This window comes from Methylovulum psychrotolerans (genome assembly GCF_002209385.1).
Taxonomy (GTDB): domain Bacteria; phylum Pseudomonadota; class Gammaproteobacteria; order Methylococcales; family Methylomonadaceae; genus Methylovulum; species Methylovulum psychrotolerans.
In genome coordinates this window covers 458,456-480,395 of the sequence record NZ_CP022129.1, presented here as the reverse complement: position 1 = coordinate 480,395, position 21,940 = coordinate 458,456, and the positions used below count along the sequence as shown (strand labels likewise).

Genomic DNA, 21,940 nt, shown 5'->3' with positions numbered 1-21,940 from the left:
GGGGCGGGCAAGATGCCCGCGCTCCTACTAGCCGCTTACCATTAACCCACATCATTCAGCACCTGAATAATCCGCTGCCGATCAGCGGCATTTAGGCCAGGAAAACAGGGTATAAACAAACTGTTGCTATAGAGCTTATCGGCATTAGGGGTGTCGCCGTGGTAAGGATAAGCGGGCAAATCGGATATTTTTAATAGGCTGGTGGTCGCCGTGTCGATTTTTTTGCCATGCCAGCGTTGCTGGGTTGCCGCCGGGTCAGCAAAATAAGCCAATAATTGCCAATAGATAGGCACGCCGCCCGTGCTACCGCGCGGAAAATCGACCGCAGGGGCAGCGGCTTTAATCTCGGCAACATTGTGTAAGCGTTCTTGGTCTAACGCCTCCAAGCTGACTAGCCCTTCCAAGCCCACCCGCGCCTGTAATGCCGTGTAAGCACAAAACCACTCGCCCGGCAATTCGTCTATCATGGCTTTATCCCGGTCGCCTGTATGCTTTAGTACACTATTGGGTTTTAATTTAGCCAACAGCCCCAGCAGTGGAAAAACGCCAAAATGGAATACCAGCCGCGTGGTGGCGACATTACGGATCAAGTCGGTGACAATTTTTTGCCACAACTGGGTTCTGACGGGCGGCGCTAACTGCGCTTGGTCAGCCCTCAAGGCTTCGGCCAGAGCCTCATCATCACAGACCAATAGGCCTCCGCCATAAGTGTCCAGGGTTTTGATGGAAGACGCGCTATAAACCCCAACCTCGCCAAAGCTGCCGATTTTACGGTCGGCAAACTGGCCGTTCAGACATTGGGAAAAATCCTCAATAACAAACACCCCGCGTCTACGGCACACCGCCACCAGCTTCTCCACATCTGGCACCATACCAAACAGATAAGTGATGATAACGGCACGGGTATTCGCGTTAAGGGCTTTTTCCAACAACTGCTCATCAAAACACAGCGTATCCTTGTCAATATCGACAAACACCGGCACCAACCCCAAAGCCAATACCACATCTAAAATGCCCTTGATGGAAATCGGCGGCATGATAATTTCACTGCCATGCGGAAAATGCTGGCGCTTTAAGGCATAGTAAATCGCCGTTCTGGCAAAAGGGAAAGCCACACAGTGCTTTCTGCCCAGCAACTGCGCAAAACGGGTCTCGAACGCCGCCACCACAGGCTGATCGTCCAACTTGGCAACCAGTGATGTGACCAGCCATTTCAAATCATCCAGCACCGAATGATAAATAATACCGCGTGGGATTGCTAAATTCATAGGCCTTACCTCATATCCGTTATTGGGCGCACCGCGTACCTTTTCAGGAAGTGGGGTGCAGTTCCCTGTTATTAATTAGTTTGGCGGGATTACCCGCCACCACCGTATAAGGCGCGACATTTTTAGTCACCACCGAGCCGCCACCGACCACCGCGCCCTCGCCTATCTCCACCCCCGGCAAGATAGTGCATTTGCCGCCTATCCAGACATGATCGCCAATCCTGACCGTTTTTCCAATGTCGGGCAAGTCGAGCCGGTGGTAATCGTGCGCCGCTGCAAAGATACTGGTTTCAGGACCAATAGAGACATGATTGCCGATAATAATCTCGGCCTCTTTAAGATACCCTGGGTAGAAAGCGCAGCTTCTGTTAATCCACACCTTATCGCCGATAGACACCTTGAAAGGATAACGGATATAAGTGCCGTAATCGATAAACCCACCTTTACCGAGTTTTTTTAACAGCAGGCGGAACAGTACCGCGCGTAAAAAAGCCGGCAACACGTCCATGACCAGCGTCACTAGATGTATACAATAGGCGTAACTTTTAAACAGCTCTTGCTTGAATGGACTCACACTATTAACTTATCGGCTAGCCCGCCAAAACGGGGACAAAAAACAGGAATAACCGCCTGGATTCCCAAGTGTGTACGCGTCACACCGCCTGCCGGCGTACCGACACCCACCCATATAACCGCTGCCAAACCAGCCCATGCACTAACCCAAAGCCTATCATCACCACACTAAAACAACGCAGTATCAGTGCCCCGGCCTCGGCTTGGGCAGCATCATAACCCATCGCCTGCAACAGCTTAGCGACTACCACCTCACTGACCCCCAAGCCGCCGGGGATAAGGCTAAAGACTTGCGCCAATGCGGTTACCGACATCAGCCATAGAGTCTGCGGCACCGACAAATCAATAGCCACACTCAACAGGCTAAGCTTCCAACCCAGGGCGATACACGACCACGTTAGCCAACTGATGGGGATAATCTTCAACCACAACGTGGGCTGATTGCCCGCCTCCAGCAAACGCCGGACGAACACCCCTAGTTTGCTTTGGCCGGGCCAGCACAGCAACAGCACTAAGGCCACTATGCCAACGCCTATTATCCCACCCAGCATATAGACCACCGGGCGCGAAGCAAAACCTAAGCGGGACAAATCCTGACCAAGCCAACCAATCATCCCAAAACTGGCGACCATCACCATATCGATGACCCGTTCGATAAAAAACGACCCGATCCCCGTCGTCCTGTCTAACGTTATGCGGCGTTTTAACAATTCAATCTTAAGCGTTTCGCCCAATTGGCCGGGAGTCACCACGGCCAGATTCACGACAATGCCAGTAATCAGATACACATCCCCAAACCCCACTTGTGGGTTGACCGTCCTGATCATCAGCCACCACCGCCACGCCCGCAACACCGTCACAGCCGTACACCCTCCTAGCGTACCCATCAGCAACCACATAACCTCAGTCTTGCCCAGCAAGGCGATAATGGCAGGCCATTGGAAATAACGGTACAGATACCACCCACAGCCCCCTAAGAGCAGCATCGGCACTAGCTTAGCTAAGACGCGCAAGACCGGAATTTTCATGCTATGGGATTCGCTTAGGAACGTGCATGAAATAAAATCTGTTGTACAGGCGAAAGTACAGCAACCTCCTCCCAGCCTCCCCCTTGCCAGGGGGAGGAGCATTTTTCCCCTGATTTTCGCCTGTACGACGGGGAAGCCATAAGCTCCCTCCCGTGCCAAGGGCGACTGCACGGATGCACACCCTCAGGGGTGTAAAGGAGGTAGAGCAACGCAAGGAGCGGTTGCCGAGAGGGCTGGGCACGCAGAGATGCAGAGCGCCTACTTAATTTCATGCACGTTCCTTATCCGTTTATGGCGTTAACCGATGATACACATCCACCGGATGGCTAAACTGAAACCCCAAGGACGCATACAAATTAAGGGCGGGGATATTGGTGGCGGAAATGGAGCTTTTAAGCACCTCCAAATCCGCAAAACAGGCCTGACAAACGGCAGTCCAGAAATATTTGCTTAAGCCCTGGCCGCGATAGGCTGCCGACAGCGCGTGTAAGACGAAGACATTGCCGTCCACAGCGATAAAGCCCGCCAAGTCGCCGCGAAAAAACACCCCATAGACCTTATCCTCAGCGAGCAAAGCCGCCAACCAATTATCATAGCGCAGATCCGCCTTAACGCGGTCTAGGTTGAAGTCACGCTGGAAACGCCCGTGGGCAAACGCCCCGTGGCAAATGGGCTGCACCTGCGCAAACGTCACCGCCTTAGAGATGCTGACCTCGGCATGGGCAAACGCCTTAAACCGGGCTTTCGGGCAATAAGGCTCGATTAGCGTGTCGCAATAATAAAAGCCATAATCGTGCAGGGCTTTTTTACAGGCTAAAGGATCAACCTTAACCGTATAGTGACCAGACTGGGTAACGGCCATTTGTAATGTCTGCTCACCCGCATCGGCCAGCTCAAAGGTTGGCACGGCAAAAACCGCCGCATCCCAAGGCGTAGGCTTACGGCTCACGGTCGGCAAACGTGGCGTTACTGATGATATACAGCGGACGTTTTTTGGTTTCGTCAAAGGTCTTGCCCAGATAAATCCCTAATACCCCCAAGATGGAAATGATAATGCCGCCCAAAAAGTAAATCGACACGATCAGGCTGCTCCAGCCCATAATCGGCGAGCCATGCGCCAACCATTGGTAAATAATGTACAAACCATAGCAAAAGGCAAACAAGGCGATCATAAAGCCAAAGCGGATGGTCAAGCGCAAGGGCTTGTCCGAATAGGCAATGATGGTCTCCTGCGCCAGCTTAAACAACTTTCGGAACGTATAAGTGGATTGTCCGGCAAAACGTTCGGCATGTTGGACATCCACCGTACCGACCCGATAGCCCAGCCAATCGACCAGCCCGCCGAAAAACCGCAGCTGCTCGCGCATCAGCCGGAAACTTTGCACCACTTTTTTGGACATAATCCGAAAATTGTTGGTTTCGGCATCGTAATTCATATCGGCAAGATAATTGAACAGGGCGTAAAACAGCCGGGAGGCGCAGCGCTTAAACAACGGGTCACGGCGCTGGCCGCGCCGCGCCAACACAATGTCATAACCCGTTTGGGCATGGGCGTACAGCCGGGGGATTTCTTCGGGGCGGTCTTGCAAATCACAATCCATAATCACCACCCAATCGCCCCCGGCATAGTCCAGCCCCGCCGTAATGCCGTAATGCTGGCCGAAATTGCGGCTAAATTGCAGCCCCTTGACGCGCGGGTCGCTGGCCGCCAAGTCGTTAATTATCGTCCAAGACCTATCGCCGCCACAATCTTCAACCAAAATCAGCTCAAAATCACCGCTAATCGGCTCAAGCGCGGCCACCAGCCGCCGATACAGCTCATGCAGGCAGGCTTCGGCCTTATAGACGGGAATGACAACGGAAATATGCGGCATGACTATTTAAAGAAGCTGGCTAAGCGGCGGCAAATGTGCAAGATTATCATCTAAATAACAGGCAGTGGCAAACTGGAAAAAACAAAGTGCACCCCGCCGGATAGGCCGCTCTGCCCGAAATGGAGTGCAATGGTCTTCAGCCATTGCACGATGGCCTAAACAAGCGTTCATTTATTTTTCAACTTTCGTTAAACCGTCTATAGGAAGAGCAGCCCCAGCCCCGTTCCCTTCGGCTTCGCTCAGGGAACGCGGAGGTTGGGTGAGGGTTATATTATTTTGGTTAGCACCCAAGTGGTTCTATAATCACCCTATCGCATTAATCCTATTAGTCTTACAGCCCTCCTTATGTCTTTAGCCACTGTTTACAGCCGGGGCCGCTCCGGTATTGACGCGCCCTTAGTCACCGTTGAAGTGCATGTATCCAATGGCTTACCCGCCATGTCCATCGTCGGCCTACCCGAAACGGCGGTAAAGGAAAGCAAGGATCGGGTGCGCGGGGCGTTACTGACCTCGCAATTTGACTTTCCTATGCAGCGCATTACCATCAACTTAGGCCCCGCCGATTTGCCCAAAGAAGGCGGGCGTTTTGACTTGGCCATCGCCTTAGGCATTCTGGCCGCCTCCCAACAGATTTCCGGCCGCCACCTAGCCGACTATGAATGCGTCGGGGAATTGTCCTTAAGCGGCGAATTACGGCCTATCAGCGGCGTTTTGCCCATCGCCATCCAAGCGCGTAACCAAGGCCGCAAACTCATCCTGCCTATTGCCAACACCGCCGAAGCCGCCCTAGTCACTGGCATAGAAATTATCCCGGTCGGGCATTTGCTGGAAATCTGTGCGCATTTAAACGGCCAAACCCCCATCCCCCTACTAGGCCACCAGCCCGACCCCAATGCCGAAACCGCCACCGAACTGGATTTTGCCGATGTCCACGGCCAGTACCACGTCAAACGCGCTTTTGAAATTGCCGCCGCCGGGGCGCATAACCTACTGATGCTAGGGCCACCCGGAACCGGCAAATCCATGATCGCCGCCCGCCTACCCACCATTTTGCCGCCGTTGACCGAAACCCAAGCCCAAGAAACCGCCGCCCTCGCCTCCATCAGTGAACAGGGTTTTGATGTCCGGCAGTGGCTAAAATCACCGTTCCGCGCCCCGCACCACAGCGCCTCGGCGGCGGCTTTGGTAGGCGGTGGCAGCAACCCGAAACCCGGAGAAATCTCCCTCGCGCATAACGGCACTTTATTTCTCGACGAACTGCCGGAATTTGACCGTAAAGTTCTGGAAGTGCTACGCGAACCGCTAGAAACTGGCCATATCACCATTTCCCGCGCCAACCGCCAAGCCGACTTTCCGGCACGTTTCCAACTGATCGCCGCCATGAACCCCTGCCCTTGCGGATACTTAGGCGATGCTTCCGGGCGTTGCCACTGCACCTCGGAACAGGTCGCCCGCTATCGCGGCAAAATCTCCGGCCCCCTATTAGACCGTATCGACATGCACCTGGAAGTGCCCAGAGTCCCGCACGAAATCTTACGCAAAGGCTCGGCACAGGGCGAAGAGAGCAGCGCCACCATCCGGGCGCGGGTCGTCAAAGCGAGGACGCTGGCGGTAGCGCGTAGCGGCAAAGCCAACTCAGCACTGAGCGCCAAAGAAGTCAACGCCGTGTGCGGCTTGCCGGAAGCCGGACACCTGCTCTTAGAGCAAGCGATGGACAAATTTGGCCTATCTAACCGCGCCTACCACCGCATCCTTAAACTGGCGCGTACCATCGCCGATTTGGCTGGATCGCCACAAATCGGCATCGCCCATCTCAGCGAAGCCATCAGCTACCGAAAGCTCGACCGAAGCCGTTAGAATTGTGCATTTATACAGCAATCCTTTGCCACAAATAGCACAAAAATGGTAAGGTAAGCATTTTTTACCCGCTCAAAAACCCTAACGCCACTCTTTTTTGAGCTTGTCTTAAACCCGTACAGGAAACCTATCAATATGAAGCAACACACAGCAATTGCTAGCGGCACGTCCTTCCGAACAAAACTGCTCACCCTCATAACCGGACTCTTACTGGCTCCGCTAGCAAATGCCGAAATCGACCTTTCCTTATACGCCGGACAATCGTTCATCGACAATGGCGATTTGACGTTGACCCAAGGCAAAACCAACCTAACCTTTAGCGATGTCAGTTGGGATGACCGCTCTTTTGAAGAGCCCATTTTCTACGGGGCGCGTTTAGGTTACTGGTTCGACAGCGCACCTAACTGGGGTGTGTCGATTGACTTTAGCCACATCAAAAACTACCTGAACTACGACAACAACGCCCAAGTCGACGGCACCCGCGCCGACGGCTCTGCCGTCCACGGGGTCGAACCGATCAGCAACAGCATCCAAGACTTTAACATGTCGCACGGTGTCAACACCCTGACCTTCAACGGCCAATACCGCTGGTTTCCGAGCGGCCAACGCGACAACACCCTGTTAGGCCGTATGCAGTTGTACACAGGCTTAGGAGCCGGTTTCAGCGTTCCGCATGTCGAAGCGCTTATCAAAGATGTGTGGACTTATGAATACCAATGGGGTGCAGGCCCAGTCGTCAACGGCATGATGGGTATCAACTACGACATCATCAGCCACCTCTCCGCCTTCGCCGAATATAAATTAAGCTACGTCAGCGTTGATGATAGCCTAACTGGCGGCGGCAACATCAGCACCGAAACCGTCAACCACCAATTGATCTTTGGCTTGACCGCACATTTTTAAAAGCTTTGATTTTTAAGGCATAAAAAAGCCCCGCTTGCATTTTTGCAAGCGGGGCTTTTTATTGTTCAAGCAAGCAAAGGGCCTAAACCACAGACCCTAAGACAGCTAGGCTTACATCATACCGCCCATGCCGCCCATGCCGCCCATACCGCCCATATCTGGCATACCGCCTGCACCTTTTTCGTCGCTAGGCGCATCAGCAATCATGACTTCGGTGGTCAGCATCAGGCCAGCGATAGACGCGGCGTTTTGCAGCGCGGTGCGGGTCACTTTCGCAGGGTCTAAGATACCCATTTCGATCATGTCGCCGTACACGCCAGTCGCGGCGTTGTAGCCGAAGCTGCCAGAACCTTTCTTGACTTCGTTGAAGACAACAGAAGGCTCGTCACCGGCATTGGCGACGATTTGGCGCAGTGGCTCTTCCATCGCACGGCGCAGGATGTTGATGCCAACCGTTTGGTCATGGTTTGCACCTTCCAAACCTTCCAGAGCCGACAATGCACGCACCAAGGCAGTACCGCCGCCAGCGACTACGCCTTCTTCAACCGCAGCGCGGGTTGAATGCAGCGCGTCTTCAACGCGGGCTTTCTTTTCTTTCATTTCGATTTCAGTGGCGGCACCGACTTTAATCACAGCAACACCGCCAGCCAATTTGGCCAGACGTTCTTGCAGTTTTTCTTTGTCGTAGTCAGAAGTGGCATCGTCAGCTTGGGCGCGGATTTGCGCAACACGGGCTTTGATTTGCTCTTCTGAACCGGCACCATCAATGATAGTGGTGTTTTCTTTGCTGATTTGGATTTTCTTCGCAGTACCCAATTGGTCAAGTTCGGCTTTTTCCAAGCTCAAACCGACTTCTTCAGAAATGACCGTACCGCCAGTCAGAACGGCGATGTCTTCCAACATGGCTTTACGGCGGTCGCCGAAGCCTGGGGCTTTAACGGCGCAAACTTTCAAAATGCCGCGCATGGTGTTAACCACCAAAGTCGCCAGGGCTTCGCCTTCAACGTCTTCAGCAACAATCAATAAAGGACGGCCAGATTTGGCAACGCCTTCCAGAATCGGCAACATTTCGCGGATGTTGGAGATTTTTTTGTCGTAGATCAAGATCATAGGATCGTCTAACTCGACGCTCATATTTTCTTGTTTGTTGATGAAGTAAGGTGACAAATAGCCACGGTCAAACTGCATACCTTCAACCACGTCCAAAGAATTGTCCAAACCTGAACCTTCTTCAACAGTGATTACGCCTTCTTTACCGACTTTTTCCATCGCTTCGGCAATAATGTCGCCGACAGATGCGTCAGAGTTGGCAGAGATGGTGCCGACTTGGGCAATGGCTTTGTTGTCGGTGCAAGGGGTAGAAGACGCTTGGACAGCAGCAACGACTTTAGTCACCGCCAAGTCAATACCGCGTTTCAGGTCCATTGGGTTCATGCCAGCGGCAACGGCTTTCAGGCCTTCGTTGACGATAGATTGTGCCAATACGGTTGCAGTGGTGGTGCCGTCGCCAGCCACATCAGAAGTCTTAGAAGAAACTTCCTTAACCATTTGTGCGCCCATGTTTTCGAATTTGTCTTTCAATTCGATTTCTTTAGCAACCGATACACCGTCTTTCGTGATAGTGGGTGCGCCAAAGCTTTTGTCTAAGATCGCGTTGCGGCCTTTAGGGCCCAAAGTGACTTTCACTGCGTTTGCTAAAATGTTTACGCCACGCGCCATACGGACACGCGCGTCATCGCCAAATAATACGTCTTTTGCTGCCATTTTTTTTATCCTAAATTCGTTGTGTGTGTGATTGTGGGGTCTACGGGGGTCGGGGCTTAACCTAACACGCCCATAATGTCTTCTTCACGCATTACGATGACTTCTTCACCGTCAACTTTCACTTCGTTGCCGGCATATTTGCCGAACAATACTTTGTCGCCGACTTTTACGTCTAAAGCGCGGACAGTGCCGTTGTCCAAAGGTTTGCCTGTGCCTACTGCCAAAATCACGCCTTGGCTTGGCTTTTCAGCCGCTGAGCCTGGCAATACAATGCCGCTAGCCGTTTTGGTTTCTTCTTCAACACGTTTGACAATGACTCTGTCGTGTAACGGACGTATATTCATTTATATCTCCTAAGATTAAATTAAAGGTTGAAAAGTTGTTAGCACTCTATGGTTATGAGTGCTAATGATAATGAGCTTTTGCAGTGTGTCAAGTTCTTTGGCATTATCTTACGCTTACCTACCTAGACCTCAGACTTATGAACGACAACCAACTGTTACGCTATAGCCGCCAAATCCTGCTGCCGCAAATCGACGTCGCCGGACAGCAACGCCTGCTCGCCGCCCAAGTATTGATCATTGGTGCCGGGGGCTTAGGCTCGCCGGTCGCCATGTACCTGGCGGCGGCCGGGGTCGGCTCGCTGACCATTTATGACGATGACGTGGTGGATTTATCCAACCTGCAACGGCAAATCGCCCATCACACCCCTGATATAGGGATGGATAAAACGATTTCAAGCCAACAAACCCTGAATAAATTAAATCCTGATGTGCAAGTACGCGCAGTCAAACAGCGTTTGGCAGGCGAACTGCTTGATGCAGAAGTAAAAACCGCCGATGTGGTGGTCGATTGCAGCGACAATTTCGCCACCCGTTTTGCCATTAACAAAGCCTGTGTGACGCACCAAACGCCCTTGGTATCGGGTGCGGCGATCCGTTTTGAGGGGCAAGTGGCGGTGTTCACGCCCGGCCATAATGACAGCCCGTGCTATAACTGCCTGTACCAGAGCGACGGGGAAGAATTGGTCAATTGCGCCACCAATGGCGTTATCGCGCCGATTACCGGCATTATCGGCAGCATCCAAGCCTTAGAGACCTTGAAACTGATTATGGGCATCGGTACGCCCTTAACAGGAAAATTATTATTGATAGACGGCTTAAGTATGGAAATCAACACCCTACGCCTAAAGAAAAACCCCGCCTGCCCCAGCTGTGGGAGCGTCGGGACATGAGGGCTTGACGGGCAAGCCCCCACTCAAAACACCGCTATTTTTTCGCTAAGCGGCTTTGGACAAAGCGGATGGCATTTTCCGCCAGGTCATTAATGACCGACGGGCTATCGCCATGCGGCGCGGTGTCGCCAAATGGCTGACCGTTGCTTTGGGTATACTTATAAATGAAGTACCCCAACGGCACAAACGCCGCCCCGGCAACAATAAACATGATAACAAACAACTCTGTGACAGTACCCATAGCTACTCCTCATAGTAAACCAATTTCTATTATTATTTTTAGGTGAATCAGGATAATACACTTATTTTGGCGGCAAAAAAATACCCGCCGGGCAGGATGGTTTTAGCTTGCCCGACACACCGCCCGGAGCAGTTGATTTATCTGCCCCCACAACTTGGCAAGCACACGCAAATGCGAAATATTTGCCCAAAGCCCTAGCACATCTTGCGAAAAAAAAGGGTTCATCGTATACTTCGGATTGGCTTACTTGATCAAGCTAGCACACACCTATAAAACTATTTGGAGGTTATGATTATGAAATGGGAAACACCAAGCTTTACCGACCTGCGTTTCGGTTTTGAAGTCACCATGTACATCTACAACCGTTAATTTTTAACGAACGGTTAAAGGGAGGGGTTCGCACGAACCCCTTTTTTTTGCCTGATTTTTGGGGCGGAATCCTACGCATAAACCGTTTGTATAAGCTTACCCGCAATGCCGGATGCACGGAGAATCGTGGATAGCATTGCTTACACTAGGTAGGTGTGCCTATATTTTGTTATATCTACACCCCCCTCCCTCCTGAGCGAAGCCGAAGGGCTCCCCTTGCCAGGGGGAGGGGCTTTTTCCCCTGACTTTCACTGTATGATGGGGAAGCCATTCGCTCCCTCCCCTGCGAAGGGGAGGGCTGGGGTGGGGTTGAATTCACGAATGTTAAAAGATGGCGCACCCACTTACTAAGCCCCCAACGCCCTCAGGAACCTACGTTAATCACTACCACCTCCTACCCTTCAACCTTACCCAAACCCAAACACCATGAAAATAAGAGTCTTAGGTTCCGCCGCTGGCGGCGGCTTCCCACAATGGAACTGCAACTGCCACAACTGCCACCGCCTGCGCCATAACCAAATGAACGGCAGTGCCCGCACCCAATCTTCCATTGCCGTCAGCACCGACAACCGCAACTGGCTGCTCTTCAACACCTCGCCGGACATCCGCGCCCAACTGGAAGCCTTTCCCGCCATCCAGCCCAAAGAAGGCATCCGCGATACGGGCATCAAAGCCATCATGCTGATCGACAGCCAAATCGACCACACCACAGGTATGTTGATGCTGCGCGAAGGCAAGCCCTTAAACGTCTACTGCACCGAAATGGTCAGACAAGACCTCACCAGCGGCTTCCCCCTGTTCAACATGCTCGCGCATTACTGCACCGTCAACCACCACCCCGTCCCCGTAGACGGCAGTAGCTTCACCATCCCCGGCATCGACGACTTGCGCTTTTACACCCAAGCCCTCAAAAGCAAAGCCCCGCCCTACTCACCGCACCGCTACGACCCACACGACGGCGACAACATCGGCGTAATTATCGAGCAAATCTCCACAGGCAAAAAAGTCTTCTACTCCCCCGGCCTGGGCGAAATCGAGCCGCACGTCCTAACCGCCATGCAGAACGCCGATTGCGTCATGGTTGACGGCACATTCTGGACAAACGACGAAATGGTCACCCAAGGCATCAGCCAAAAACGGGCGCGGGAAATCGGCCACTTACCGCAATCCGGCGAAGGCGGCATGATCGAAGTGCTGGACAGCATCGGCGAAAAACGCAAAATATTGATACATATCAACAACACCAACCCAATTTTGGACGATGATTCGCAAGAGCGTAAGATATTAGCGGAACACGGCATCGAAGTGGCTTATGATGGCCTGGAAATCGACTTATAGGAGTAACTGACATGGGCGCGTTAGTACACATCACTGAACAGGATTATTTGCTCTGGGAAGCGGAAAACGGACGCAAACATGAATATATTGACGGCGATTGCTACGCCATGGCCGGAGCGGGGGAAAAGCATAACTGTATCGCGCTAAACATTGCCATCGTCTTGCGCATTGCTGCGCGGGGCGGTGGTTGCGGGGTATTTGTCAGCGACATGAAATGCCGCCTTGAAGAAGGGAAGTTTTATTACTACCCGGACGTAATGCTGGTCTGCAACAAAGCCGATCAAGCCGAGTTTTACAAAGAACACCCTGGCTTCATCGCCGAAGTGCAATCCCAAAGCACCGCCCGCATCGACCGCCACGAAAAATGGCGAGTCTACGCGCAAATCCCCAGCCTACACTACTACCTGCTGGCCGATTCGCAGCAAAAGGCGGCCCAGTATTTCTGGCGCGACGAAACAGGCGCGTGGCAACACAGCCTACTGACAGAAAAACAAACCCTAAATATCACTTGCGGCGATTACCACGCCGCGTTGCGTTTAGCGGATATTTATGAAGATGTGGTATTTTAAAAGCATTTATGAGGTTTTTTTGGGGAATTTTATTGCCAAAAAATAAGGCAACTACAAATCCACCCGTCATTCCGGCAGGGATTACCGGAGCCGTTAGACCGCGTAAGCGAATCCAGTTCACAGGATGTGAACGGTTACAATTACGCCAGAAAATAGGCAGCAGACTATTTTTAAACGCTAAAAATTGGAAAAGATGCCATCCTTGGCATCTGGATTCCGGCAATCTGCCGGAATGACGGGTATTTTGATTCTTGTTATGCTTATTAAACCCTGTCCATATTGAAAGCCGTAGTTTCAATGGACAGTCGAGGATTAACCGTTCGCCCTGAGCTTGTCGAAGGGTGGACGGTTAATCCGCCCATGGTTCGACGACCAACGGAAGTCCCTGTGGGACAGGCTCACCACGAACGGATTAACCTGCAACCCCCAGACCATCCCAGTCACAAGCATTAATGCGTAAGAGGAATAAACCATGCGGCTAGTGCGCGTACAAATCCCTGAGTTCAGGGCATTAAAAAATGTCGATATCACCTTTGAACCGGACTTTTACCCGCAAGTGTTTCCATTGGGGAGCTTGAATGGCGGAGGGAAGAGTACGCTTTTGCAGTTGATTTTTGTGTTGTTGAATATTGAGCCATCCCTTTCTTCTGCCTCTTACTTAACCGATTCCCATTTCAAAAACTTATTACTTGACCTTATAGACAAATCAATTAAAGCAGAAGAGCTAAGAAGCTTAGCAACAATCACCTTATCACATAAAGACAAAGAATTAACGCTATATTACTTTTACGGTGACTTTGACAGTACAACTAGTGGATACCACCAAACCTATCTTAGGGAAATACAAGAAGGAAACTTTTATCCTTATTTTTCCTACAAAGAAAACGATAAAACTCGCTTTAAAGTATTGGCCGACAACGAATCGAACACCCAGCAACTAGACCACGAAGCCTTCCATACATTACTTAGTGATATTAAAAAATACATTTTTTTAATATCACCATCGAACCAGAGTTACATCTTTGCAACCCAAGAAGAAAGGCGTTTGCCATACATGTCAGACGGCGAAAAAAACCATAACCAAACATTAAAACGTTTAAAAGACAGCTTCCCTAATTTTTTTACCTATGACTTTATTGATGTATTAACAGAAATTTTTCGCTTAGCTAGGGATAAAGACTATAACGAAAGACTAAAAACAGGCGTTTATGGCACTCATTCCGAACAATTGGAAAAGTCTATAAACAATTTATTTATTGATGGCAAAAAAATCACCCCTTTAACTATCGACCAAAAACGTCACACCAAAGACTCAATCCAAAGCATGGGCTTTAAGCTGCCCTCCGGCGAAGAAATTTACCCAGAAGACTTAAGCCACGGCGAGCTTAAAAGACTAACCATATTTATCTTATTCCAATATTACGAAATCCAAGATGCCATAATATTAATGGACGAAATAGAAAACGCCTTCCACCCCGACTGGCAACGCCATATCGTCGATGATTTACTGGCCTGGGGACCAAGCAACCAATACATTTTGGCAACCCATTCTTATGAGCTATGCCGTGGTGTCACTCCAGCGCATGTCAAAGAAATTTATCCCAAACTGCCTTTTGAGCCAGAACAGCAACTTTAAACGGAGCTAAAGGATGAGTTTTTCGCGTGCTGAATTGGAAGCCCATTGTGATGAAATCATCAAAGACCCCGCCATCCGTAACCGTGTGATAGTGCTGTGCGAAGGCGACACCACCCCATTTAAACCCACCGCCAACGCCGCCCGCATTAAAGCCTTTGCCCAAACCACCCAAGACAGCGCCTTTTATTATCAGGCCATCCCCGATTGGTGGCGCACCACCAGACGGCCTGAGCCTAGCTTTTATGTCTGTGGCACCCAAGACAACGTCCTGAACGCTTATAGCTATTTAGCCGATAAACATCAAGCCAGCCAACCTAACGAATCTTACTTAAACGTTAACAAACTCTTTGCCTTCATTGACATTGACTTAGCCAACAAAAAAATCCCTAAAAGCGATTACCCGTTCAAAAAGCTATGGGACATTTATAATGACCTATACCAACAAGGCAAGGTGAACAATAGCCAAAACCATCGCATTTGGGTAACGGGGCTGTTACATAAAGAAGCTTATTTCTTAATCCCTGAGCTGCAAAACCTCTTAAGCCAGCATCACAGCATAAATTTACCCGATATTTATCAAACCATGCTTAACGACATGGGCAAGCATCAGGATGTCCACGAAAATTTCACCCACGCCAAAACCCGGATCAACCACCATCCGCTCGGCAACAGCCTGTCTATCGAAGCATTCCAACAAAACTGGCAAAACCATCAAGCCACAGAAACGGATAAAGATGCTTTAGCCTATATTTTATTGACGCTGGCTAAGGCAAAACCTGTGTGGAATGGCATAAAATCTCCTAACGGCACCGAAACATCGGCAAAAGCAGACATTAATAAAAACTACCGTGACGAATTGTGCCTTAAAATAGCCAAAGACTTCTACGCCAAACAAAGCCGCGACAGCGACCACCATCTACCCCAATTTTTCCATCGGCTAGCACAAACCCCCTAGCCACCCAATAACAATAAACACCACCCCAAGGAGACGACCATGAGTTGTGCAGACAATCAAGCCTGGACCCGCGAAGAATTCGAAGCCGCCCTGCGCGGCATGGAAAAGTATTACCACATCCATCACCCGTACCACACGCTGATGAACGAGGGCAAACTCACCAAAGAGCAACTGCAAGGCTGGGTTGCCAACCGTTTTTACTACCAAGTGTGCATCCCGCTAAAAGATGCCAACATCCTCGCCAACTGCCCCGACCGCGAAACCCGCGCCTTGTGGATACAGCGCATCCTCGACCACGACGGCCACCCCGGCGACCCCGGCGGCATTGAAGCTTGGATACAACTGGGCATCGCCGTCGGCTTAAGCCGCGAAGACATCACTTCGTTAAAATACGTCTTGCCTGGTGTGCGCTTTGCCGTCGATGCGTACGTCAACTTCGCCCGCCGCGCCGAATGGCACGAAGCCGCCAGTTCGTCCTTAACCGAACTGTTCGCGCCAAAAATTCACCAACAACGCCTGGACAACTGGCCTGAGCATTACCCTTGGGTCGAATTGGAAGGCTACAGCTACTTCCGCAAACGCCTGACCGAAGCCCGCCGCGATGTCGAACATGGCCTGGCGATCACCCTAGACTGGTACAAAACCCGCGAACAGCAAGACCGCATGGTGGAGATTTTAAAATTCAAGCTCGATGTACTGTGGACAATGGCCGATGCCATGTACATGGCCTACTTCCATAATATGCCGCCCTATTTCAACATCGAAAAATAGCCGGACACACGGAGGGTGGGTATCTTGCCCGCCCTCCTAAAGCAAGCCCAACCCACCGTTTTCGGCAAGAAAACCCCATCCAGCCGCCGCCGCCAAACAATCCCCAACAATTCACTAGGGATTTAGTTGAATTTGCCCGCAAAACTCATTAAAGTGCGGGGTGGTGTGATGCTACGGCAAACCACCCCAACATTCGACTGAGGAGTTTACAATGACAATAACAACAATGCTTAAGTCCGGCCTTTTGCTGGTGACGCTGTTAGCCTGCGCCACCGCCAACGCCTATAGTCCCGAAGAAAAAGAAATCGTCTGCAAAAAACCGCGTTTCACCGATTTTAACCTGACCCCCTATACCGCCGCCGATAATATCGAAGTGTCGCCCGAATCAGAATTTATCATAAAAATATCGGGCTGGGCGAACCCCGAAACCATTAAGCTGATGGTCAAAGGCGAACCCGCACCCTTTAAGTTGGAGAGCAACTCCACCTTCCATAAGATCACGGCGAAATTGCCCGCCCAATTTAACGGCCAATTTGTCAGGGTGAATGTCTATGCCAAAGCCGTTTTAGGTTGCGACGACCAAACCGGCTGGCTGATTAAAATCGCCAAATAAGCCCAGTCTACAGCACAGCACCCCCGTTTTGCGTCCTTATGCAAAGCGGCGGAGTGTTCGCCCAGTGAAACCACTAGCCTTTTATGGCCTTATAATTAAGACTTTTTTACTGCCCATGCTGACCCCGACCTTATTCTTCAAATGCCTTGGCGACGACACCCGTCTGCGCTGCCTCATCCTGCTGCACCAACAAGGCAGGCTATGCGTCTGCGAGTTGACCGAAGCCTTGGACATGCTCCAACCGAAAATCTCCCGCCATCTGGCCTTGTTACGGCAAAGCGCCATCTTGCTGGACAGCCGCGAAGGCCAATGGGTATATTACCAAATCAACCCCTCACTGCCGCTTTGGGCGCGGCAAATCCTTGACATCGCCATTCAACAGGCCGCGCAACAGCCGATGCCGCAACAAGACCGCCAACGTTTACACACCATGGCCAACCGCCCTGAACCGCTCCGCTGTTGCTAAGCGGTTTTTTCGCCCCTATAATATATGAAAATTCGAATATCCACATATTATAGGAACCACCACTATGCTCAGCGTCTTAATCTTATGCACCGGCAACTCTTGCCGCAGCGTCCTAGGCGAAGCCTTAATCAACCATCTGGGCAAAGGCCGCTTACAGGCCTTTTCCGCAGGCAGCCGCCCGGTCGGCAAAGTCAACGACCACGCCTTAGCGATCCTGGCGCGGAACGGCTTGCCCACTGACGGCTACCGCAGCCAATCGTGGGATGAATTTGCCGACACGGGCATCGACATCGCCATTACCGTCTGCGACCAAGCCGCTGGCGAAGTCTGCCCCATATACCTCAACAGCACCACGCGCGGCCATTGGGGTCTGCCTGACCCTGCCCATGTCAGCGGTACCAACGCAGAAATTAACGCCGCGTTCCAAGCCACTTACGACGCATTAGAAAAACGCATCACCGCCCTGCTCGCTTTACCGTTAGAAACCTTAAGCGGCAGCGAACTGAGCGCCCACATCAACCGCATCGGCCAGAGCAGTTAAGGCTATGAATAGCGCAACCGCTGCTGTAAAAACCAACGCCGCCTCCAAACGCCTGGGCTTTGTCGAACGCTTCCTGACCGTGTGGATTTTTCTGGCAATGGCCTTAGGGATAGGCCTAGGCTATGGTGTGCCTGCCCTGCCCCAGTGGCTAGGCCAATTCCAATCCGGTACCACCTCACTGCCGATTGCCGCCGGACTCATCATCATGATGTACCCGCCGCTGGCGAAAGTCCGTTATGAAGAACTGCCGTCGCTGTTCAAAAACCTGAAAGTCTTCTCCTTGTCCCTGCTGTTAAACTGGCTGATCGGCCCGGTACTGATGTTCACGCTGGCGGTGCTGTTTCTGCACGATTACCCCGCTTACATGGTCGGGCTGATTATCATCGGTTTGGCGCGGTGTATCGCGATGGTGCTGGTCTGGAATGAATTGGCGGATGGCGACAGCAACTACTGTGCCGGGCTGGTGGCCTGTAACTCACTGTTCCAAGTCCTGCTATTCCCGTTCTACGCCTATCTGTTCGTCACTGTTTTGCCGGATTGGCTGGGTATCGGCGAAGGGGCGGAAGTTAAGCTGACCATGCTGGAAGTGGCGAAAAGCGTCTTTATCTATCTGGGTATCCCGTTTCTGGCGGGCATGGCGAGCCGTTTCATCCTAGTGCGGCAAAAAGGCGTGGTGTGGTACGAACAGGTGTTTATCCCGCGTATCAGCCCCATCACCCTGATCGCCCTGCTCTTTACCATCTTGGTGATGTTTTCCTTAAAAGGCGACTACATCGTGCAACTGCCGCTGGATGTCTTGCGTATTGCCGTGCCACTGGTGATTTACTTCGCCATCATGTTCCTGCTGACCTTCTATCTAGCCGCAAAAATGGGCGCGGATTATCCGGTCAGTGCGACGCTAGCCTTTACCGCCTCCGGCAATAATTTCGAGCTGGCGATAGCCGTCGCCGTCGCCGTGTTCGGCCTCAACTCCGGCGAAGCCTTCGCCGCCGTCATCGGCCCCTTGGTGGAAGTGCCCGCCCTGATCGGATTGGTAAAACTGGCTCTGTATTTTCGCGGCAAATATTATTTGCCTAAAGCCTAAACGGCGTGGAAGCTGTGGCGGGGTTAACACGCGCATCCCCGCTCAGCCCAACCATTAGGATCATATAACCTCAGCCCATTAGCAGCAAAGCCAAATAAGGGGTGATATTCAACAACAGCACCCCTATCTTATACAAGGCCATACCCGCATAATGGACTGCATCAAACTGTCCGACCGACAATTGGAACCAACGCCCATGTAAGCGATACAGCCAAGCATGGGCGCACTTAAAACAGAAAAACCACACCATCAACACACTATAGTTAATGACCGCCGAATACCCCAGCAGAGTTGCCAACTCATTGCCCGTCATTGCCTACTCCCCAAACGGATAGGACAGCCCTTGCCCATGGCTCCCCCAACTACAGTATCTTAGCCTCAAGAAACAAAGACACCACTAAGGCAATACCTAACAGGGCGACCATCACATTAATAAAAACCCCAAAACCAGCACTATACCCTTCGGGTATTTCAATCGGCTTTAGGGTACGCAACACTTTCCGGTATTGCCTGACCGCCACCAGTGCCGCCAACGCCCCCATAGCGATAAACCCCAAGCCTATCCAAAAAGCCCAAGCCGTATTTTGCTTGGCTACCAAGATATGCATAAACAGACCAAACCGCTCAATAACAAAACCAAACGCCATCAAGGTCAGGCTCGTGCGGTTCCACGCCAATAGAGTGCGTTCCGCCGCAAAAAATACTCTAGGGTCGTTTAATTCTGACATGTCTTATGCAATAAAGTAAGAGGGTTTGTTAACAATACAGCTTAGCACCAGAAAAAAACACCAAGAAAGTCAAAAACTTGCGTTAATACCTAGTAAACCAAGACAACGAAAGACAACCCTGCCCACCAAAGCAGAGCGTAAAATAACTCCTATACTGTTCAGTTGCCGCCGTAACCAGAAAAAAGAATTATGTGGCTGATAAATACCTGTATATCATAAGGTAAAAATCCATAAAACCAAGCAAAACAAACAGCCCATAACCCGGCTAAGAGGCGGACAGGCAATAAATTAAGCCACTTGCGGCTTTTTAGGTTTTGCCGATCGCTTTCATGTCTTACTTTACAGCAGCCGGCAAAAAAAGCAGCCTGCGGCATGAAGCCAGACCATTAGATGCCATAAAATTTACTCTTTTCGGAACCGAGCATGTCAACCCTAAATTCGGGCATAGCCGCCCCCTTTTCAGTCCCCGAAGGCTCTGTTTATCTGGCTAACGAAATGCTGCCCGATTTTTTAGGGCAACTGCCTAACGGCGTCGCCTACGGCAAGATCCTGTACCAAAACGGGCAAGCATACGACTGCGCTTACTTCTACACCAACCCAGCCTTCCAGCGGCAATCCGGACTCCAAGACTTAAGCGGGCAACCGGATATTTTTGCCCGCTATGCGCGGGTGGCGGCAGGTGGCCCGCCGGAACATTTCCAAGTTTTCCCCGACACCTTTCAAGCCCCCTATTCGGTACAAGTTTTTAGCCCTAAACCGGAGTATTTTGTTTGCATAGTCAACACCAGCCCGCCACCCCCAACTGACAGCCCATCCTCCCCCTCGGCACGCCGCTATCTGTGTGTTTTAGAAGACCAGACCGAAATAATTTGCCGCTTTCTGACCGACGGCACAATCCTTTATGTTAACGATGCCTACTGCCGCTTCTTTGGCAAATCGCGCGAGTCCTTAATCGGCAAAACTTGGCAACCGACCGCTTGGGCAGAAGATTTACCGCTAATTAATGCAAAACTGGCTATGCTATCGCCCGCCCAGCCCGTTGTCACCATAGAAAACCGCCTGATAGCGGCTGACGGTAGCCTACGTTGGGGACAATTTGTCAACCGAGGTTTTTTCGATGCCAATGGCCAACTCCTAGAAATGCAATCGGTGGGGCGCGACATCACCGAACAAAAGCAGATGGAAGCGGCACTGCGCGAAAGCGAAAAGCGTTTCCGCCTGTTAGCCGATAACGCGCCCGTACTGATCTGGATGGCGGGGTTTGATGCCTCGCGCCTGTATTTTAATCAAGTCTGGTTAGACTTTACCGGACGCACCTTGGCGCAAGAACGCCATCAGGGCTGGACTGAAAATGTCCATCCCGATGATCTCCCACATTACTTAGCGGCCTATCAGACAGCGCTGGCTAACCGGGAAAAATTTGCCGTTGATTATCGGCTACGCCGCAAAGACGGGGCATACCGTTGGCTAACCGATCATGGCGTACCCCGTTACGACGACCAAGGCAACTTTTTCGGCTACATCGGCTCGTGCATAGACATTACCGAACGCCATAACAAGGAGGAACAGGCCAAGCAACAAGCCTTGTATGACCCGTTGACCAAACTCGCCAACCGCCGCTTGCTGCATGAGCGCCTGGAGCATACCTTGGCCGCCCTCAAGCACCATCACGGCTATGGCGCCTTGCTGTTTTTGGACTTAGACAATTTTAAACCGCTCAATGACCTGCATGGCCATGAAATTGGCGACCTGTTGCTTATTGAAGTGGCGCGGCGCATCGGCCACTGTATCCGCGATATCGATACCGTGGCACGGTTCGGCGGTGATGAATTTGTGGTGTTAATCAGTAAATTAGAAGCCGTTGAAGCCCGCGCCGCCGCTTGTGTGCACCGGGTCGCCGAACGTATACGCAACCAACTGGCACAACCCTATACGCTGACCCTGCCGTCTGGCGGCGATCAGGCCGTAGTCCATCATTGCACCTCCAGTATTGGCGCGGCCTTATTCGGCCCCAAACACAGCCAAGCCAAGCAAATCCTCAAACACGCCGACCAAGCCATGTATAAGGCCAAAGCCAACGGACGTAACAGGGTGCATTTTTATACGCCTGATGACGACCTATGAAATG

The 21,940-nt window shown here is 51.5% G+C and carries 24 protein-coding genes; 14 read left to right on the top strand and 10 right to left on the bottom strand.

The features are described 5' to 3' along the window. Window positions 1-41 precede the first annotated feature (41 nt). The 5 genes from CEK71_RS01960 to CEK71_RS01940 all read right to left on the bottom strand — a co-directional run bounded on the left by CEK71_RS01960 (window position 42) and on the right by CEK71_RS01940 (window position 4,743). A complete protein-coding gene (locus CEK71_RS01960) occupies window positions 42-1,268 on the bottom strand; it encodes a DegT/DnrJ/EryC1/StrS family aminotransferase (RefSeq protein ID WP_088617811.1) in 1,227 nt (408 codons plus the stop codon). Between the two features lie 43 nt (window positions 1,269-1,311). Continuing rightward, window positions 1,312-1,842: an acyltransferase gene (locus CEK71_RS01955; RefSeq protein WP_198328427.1), complete on the bottom strand. Its 531-nt coding sequence runs from the start codon at window positions 1,840-1,842 to the stop codon at window positions 1,312-1,314. 79 nt (window positions 1,843-1,921) lie between these two features. Continuing rightward, entirely contained in the window at window positions 1,922-2,869 is a 948-nt protein-coding gene (locus tag CEK71_RS01950; RefSeq protein WP_157678921.1) for a lysylphosphatidylglycerol synthase transmembrane domain-containing protein, read from the bottom strand. Between the two features lie 289 nt (window positions 2,870-3,158). Further along, the gene (locus CEK71_RS01945) at window positions 3,159-3,818 is read right to left on the bottom strand and encodes a GNAT family N-acetyltransferase (protein WP_198328425.1); all 660 of its coding nucleotides are present in this window, start codon (window positions 3,816-3,818) and stop codon (window positions 3,159-3,161) included. Further along, window positions 3,808-4,743: a glycosyltransferase family 2 protein gene (locus tag CEK71_RS01940; RefSeq protein WP_088617809.1), complete on the bottom strand. Its 936-nt coding sequence runs from the start codon at window positions 4,741-4,743 to the stop codon at window positions 3,808-3,810. The genes CEK71_RS01945 and CEK71_RS01940 overlap by 11 nt, the downstream gene beginning before the upstream one ends. A gap of 345 nt (window positions 4,744-5,088) precedes the next feature. Between CEK71_RS01940 and CEK71_RS01935 the strand changes: the two genes are divergently transcribed. After that, on the top strand, window positions 5,089-6,600 hold the full coding sequence (locus CEK71_RS01935; RefSeq protein ID WP_088617808.1) for a YifB family Mg chelatase-like AAA ATPase: 1,512 nt from the start codon (window positions 5,089-5,091) through the stop codon (window positions 6,598-6,600). A gap of 135 nt (window positions 6,601-6,735) precedes the next feature. Further along, on the top strand, window positions 6,736-7,503 hold the full coding sequence (locus tag CEK71_RS01930; RefSeq protein ID WP_088617807.1) for a hypothetical protein: 768 nt from the start codon (window positions 6,736-6,738) through the stop codon (window positions 7,501-7,503). Between the two features lie 111 nt (window positions 7,504-7,614). Here CEK71_RS01930 and groL read toward each other — a convergent pair whose 3' ends face one another. After that, window positions 7,615-9,267: a chaperonin GroEL gene (gene groL / locus CEK71_RS01925; RefSeq protein WP_088617806.1), complete on the bottom strand. Its 1,653-nt coding sequence runs from the start codon at window positions 9,265-9,267 to the stop codon at window positions 7,615-7,617. 56 nt (window positions 9,268-9,323) lie between these two features. After that, entirely contained in the window at window positions 9,324-9,611 is a 288-nt protein-coding gene (gene groES, locus CEK71_RS01920) for a co-chaperone GroES (protein WP_088617805.1), read from the bottom strand. Between the two features lie 137 nt (window positions 9,612-9,748). On the opposite strand from groES, the gene CEK71_RS01915 reads away from it, so the two are divergent. Further along, on the top strand, window positions 9,749-10,501 hold the full coding sequence (locus CEK71_RS01915) for a HesA/MoeB/ThiF family protein (protein WP_088617804.1): 753 nt from the start codon (window positions 9,749-9,751) through the stop codon (window positions 10,499-10,501). A 34-nt stretch (window positions 10,502-10,535) separates the two neighbouring features. Here CEK71_RS01915 and CEK71_RS01910 read toward each other — a convergent pair whose 3' ends face one another. Then, window positions 10,536-10,742 (bottom strand): hypothetical protein, encoded by a 207-nt coding sequence (locus tag CEK71_RS01910; RefSeq protein WP_088617803.1) that lies wholly within the window; start codon window positions 10,740-10,742, stop codon window positions 10,536-10,538. A gap of 294 nt (window positions 10,743-11,036) precedes the next feature. Between CEK71_RS01910 and pqqA the strand changes: the two genes are divergently transcribed. The 10 genes from pqqA to arsB all read left to right on the top strand — a co-directional run bounded on the left by pqqA (window position 11,037) and on the right by arsB (window position 19,084). Continuing rightward, the gene (gene pqqA, locus CEK71_RS24060; RefSeq protein WP_083930472.1) at window positions 11,037-11,111 is read left to right on the top strand and encodes a pyrroloquinoline quinone precursor peptide PqqA; all 75 of its coding nucleotides are present in this window, start codon (window positions 11,037-11,039) and stop codon (window positions 11,109-11,111) included. A gap of 426 nt (window positions 11,112-11,537) precedes the next feature. Beyond that, window positions 11,538-12,449: a pyrroloquinoline quinone biosynthesis protein PqqB gene (pqqB, locus tag CEK71_RS01900; RefSeq protein ID WP_088617802.1), complete on the top strand. Its 912-nt coding sequence runs from the start codon at window positions 11,538-11,540 to the stop codon at window positions 12,447-12,449. A gap of 11 nt (window positions 12,450-12,460) precedes the next feature. Next, window positions 12,461-13,018, top strand: a complete 558-nt coding sequence (locus CEK71_RS01895; RefSeq protein WP_088617801.1) for a Uma2 family endonuclease — start codon at window positions 12,461-12,463, stop codon at window positions 13,016-13,018. Window positions 13,019-13,490: 472 nt separating this feature from the next. Next, the gene (locus CEK71_RS01890; protein ID WP_088617800.1) at window positions 13,491-14,654 is read left to right on the top strand and encodes an AAA family ATPase; all 1,164 of its coding nucleotides are present in this window, start codon (window positions 13,491-13,493) and stop codon (window positions 14,652-14,654) included. Window positions 14,655-14,667: 13 nt separating this feature from the next. After that, entirely contained in the window at window positions 14,668-15,609 is a 942-nt protein-coding gene (locus tag CEK71_RS01885; RefSeq protein WP_088617799.1) for a hypothetical protein, read from the top strand. A 39-nt stretch (window positions 15,610-15,648) separates the two neighbouring features. After that, a complete protein-coding gene (gene pqqC, locus CEK71_RS01880; RefSeq protein ID WP_088617798.1) occupies window positions 15,649-16,380 on the top strand; it encodes a pyrroloquinoline-quinone synthase PqqC in 732 nt (243 codons plus the stop codon). Window positions 16,381-16,591: 211 nt separating this feature from the next. Beyond that, window positions 16,592-16,993: a hypothetical protein gene (locus CEK71_RS01875; RefSeq protein WP_088617797.1), complete on the top strand. Its 402-nt coding sequence runs from the start codon at window positions 16,592-16,594 to the stop codon at window positions 16,991-16,993. 64 nt (window positions 16,994-17,057) lie between these two features. Beyond that, the gene (locus CEK71_RS01870; RefSeq protein WP_232463739.1) at window positions 17,058-17,459 is read left to right on the top strand and encodes a metalloregulator ArsR/SmtB family transcription factor; all 402 of its coding nucleotides are present in this window, start codon (window positions 17,058-17,060) and stop codon (window positions 17,457-17,459) included. A 64-nt stretch (window positions 17,460-17,523) separates the two neighbouring features. After that, window positions 17,524-18,000: an arsenate reductase ArsC gene (locus CEK71_RS01865; protein WP_088617795.1), complete on the top strand. Its 477-nt coding sequence runs from the start codon at window positions 17,524-17,526 to the stop codon at window positions 17,998-18,000. 4 nt (window positions 18,001-18,004) lie between these two features. Further along, window positions 18,005-19,084: an ACR3 family arsenite efflux transporter gene (arsB, locus tag CEK71_RS01860; protein ID WP_088617794.1), complete on the top strand. Its 1,080-nt coding sequence runs from the start codon at window positions 18,005-18,007 to the stop codon at window positions 19,082-19,084. Window positions 19,085-19,154: 70 nt separating this feature from the next. Here the strand turns inward: arsB and CEK71_RS01855 are convergent, their stop codons facing one another. Together CEK71_RS01855 and CEK71_RS01850 are read right to left on the bottom strand one after the other, a co-directional pair. Continuing rightward, a complete protein-coding gene (locus tag CEK71_RS01855; protein WP_088617793.1) occupies window positions 19,155-19,397 on the bottom strand; it encodes a DUF6868 family protein in 243 nt (80 codons plus the stop codon). A gap of 49 nt (window positions 19,398-19,446) precedes the next feature. After that, entirely contained in the window at window positions 19,447-19,812 is a 366-nt protein-coding gene (locus CEK71_RS01850; RefSeq protein WP_088617792.1) for a YidH family protein, read from the bottom strand. A gap of 423 nt (window positions 19,813-20,235) precedes the next feature. Here CEK71_RS01850 and CEK71_RS01840 point away from each other — a divergent pair, with 423 nt between their 5' ends. Continuing rightward, on the top strand, window positions 20,236-21,936 hold the full coding sequence (locus CEK71_RS01840) for a sensor domain-containing protein (RefSeq protein ID WP_088617790.1): 1,701 nt from the start codon (window positions 20,236-20,238) through the stop codon (window positions 21,934-21,936). The last annotated feature ends 4 nt before the right edge of the window (window positions 21,937-21,940 follow it).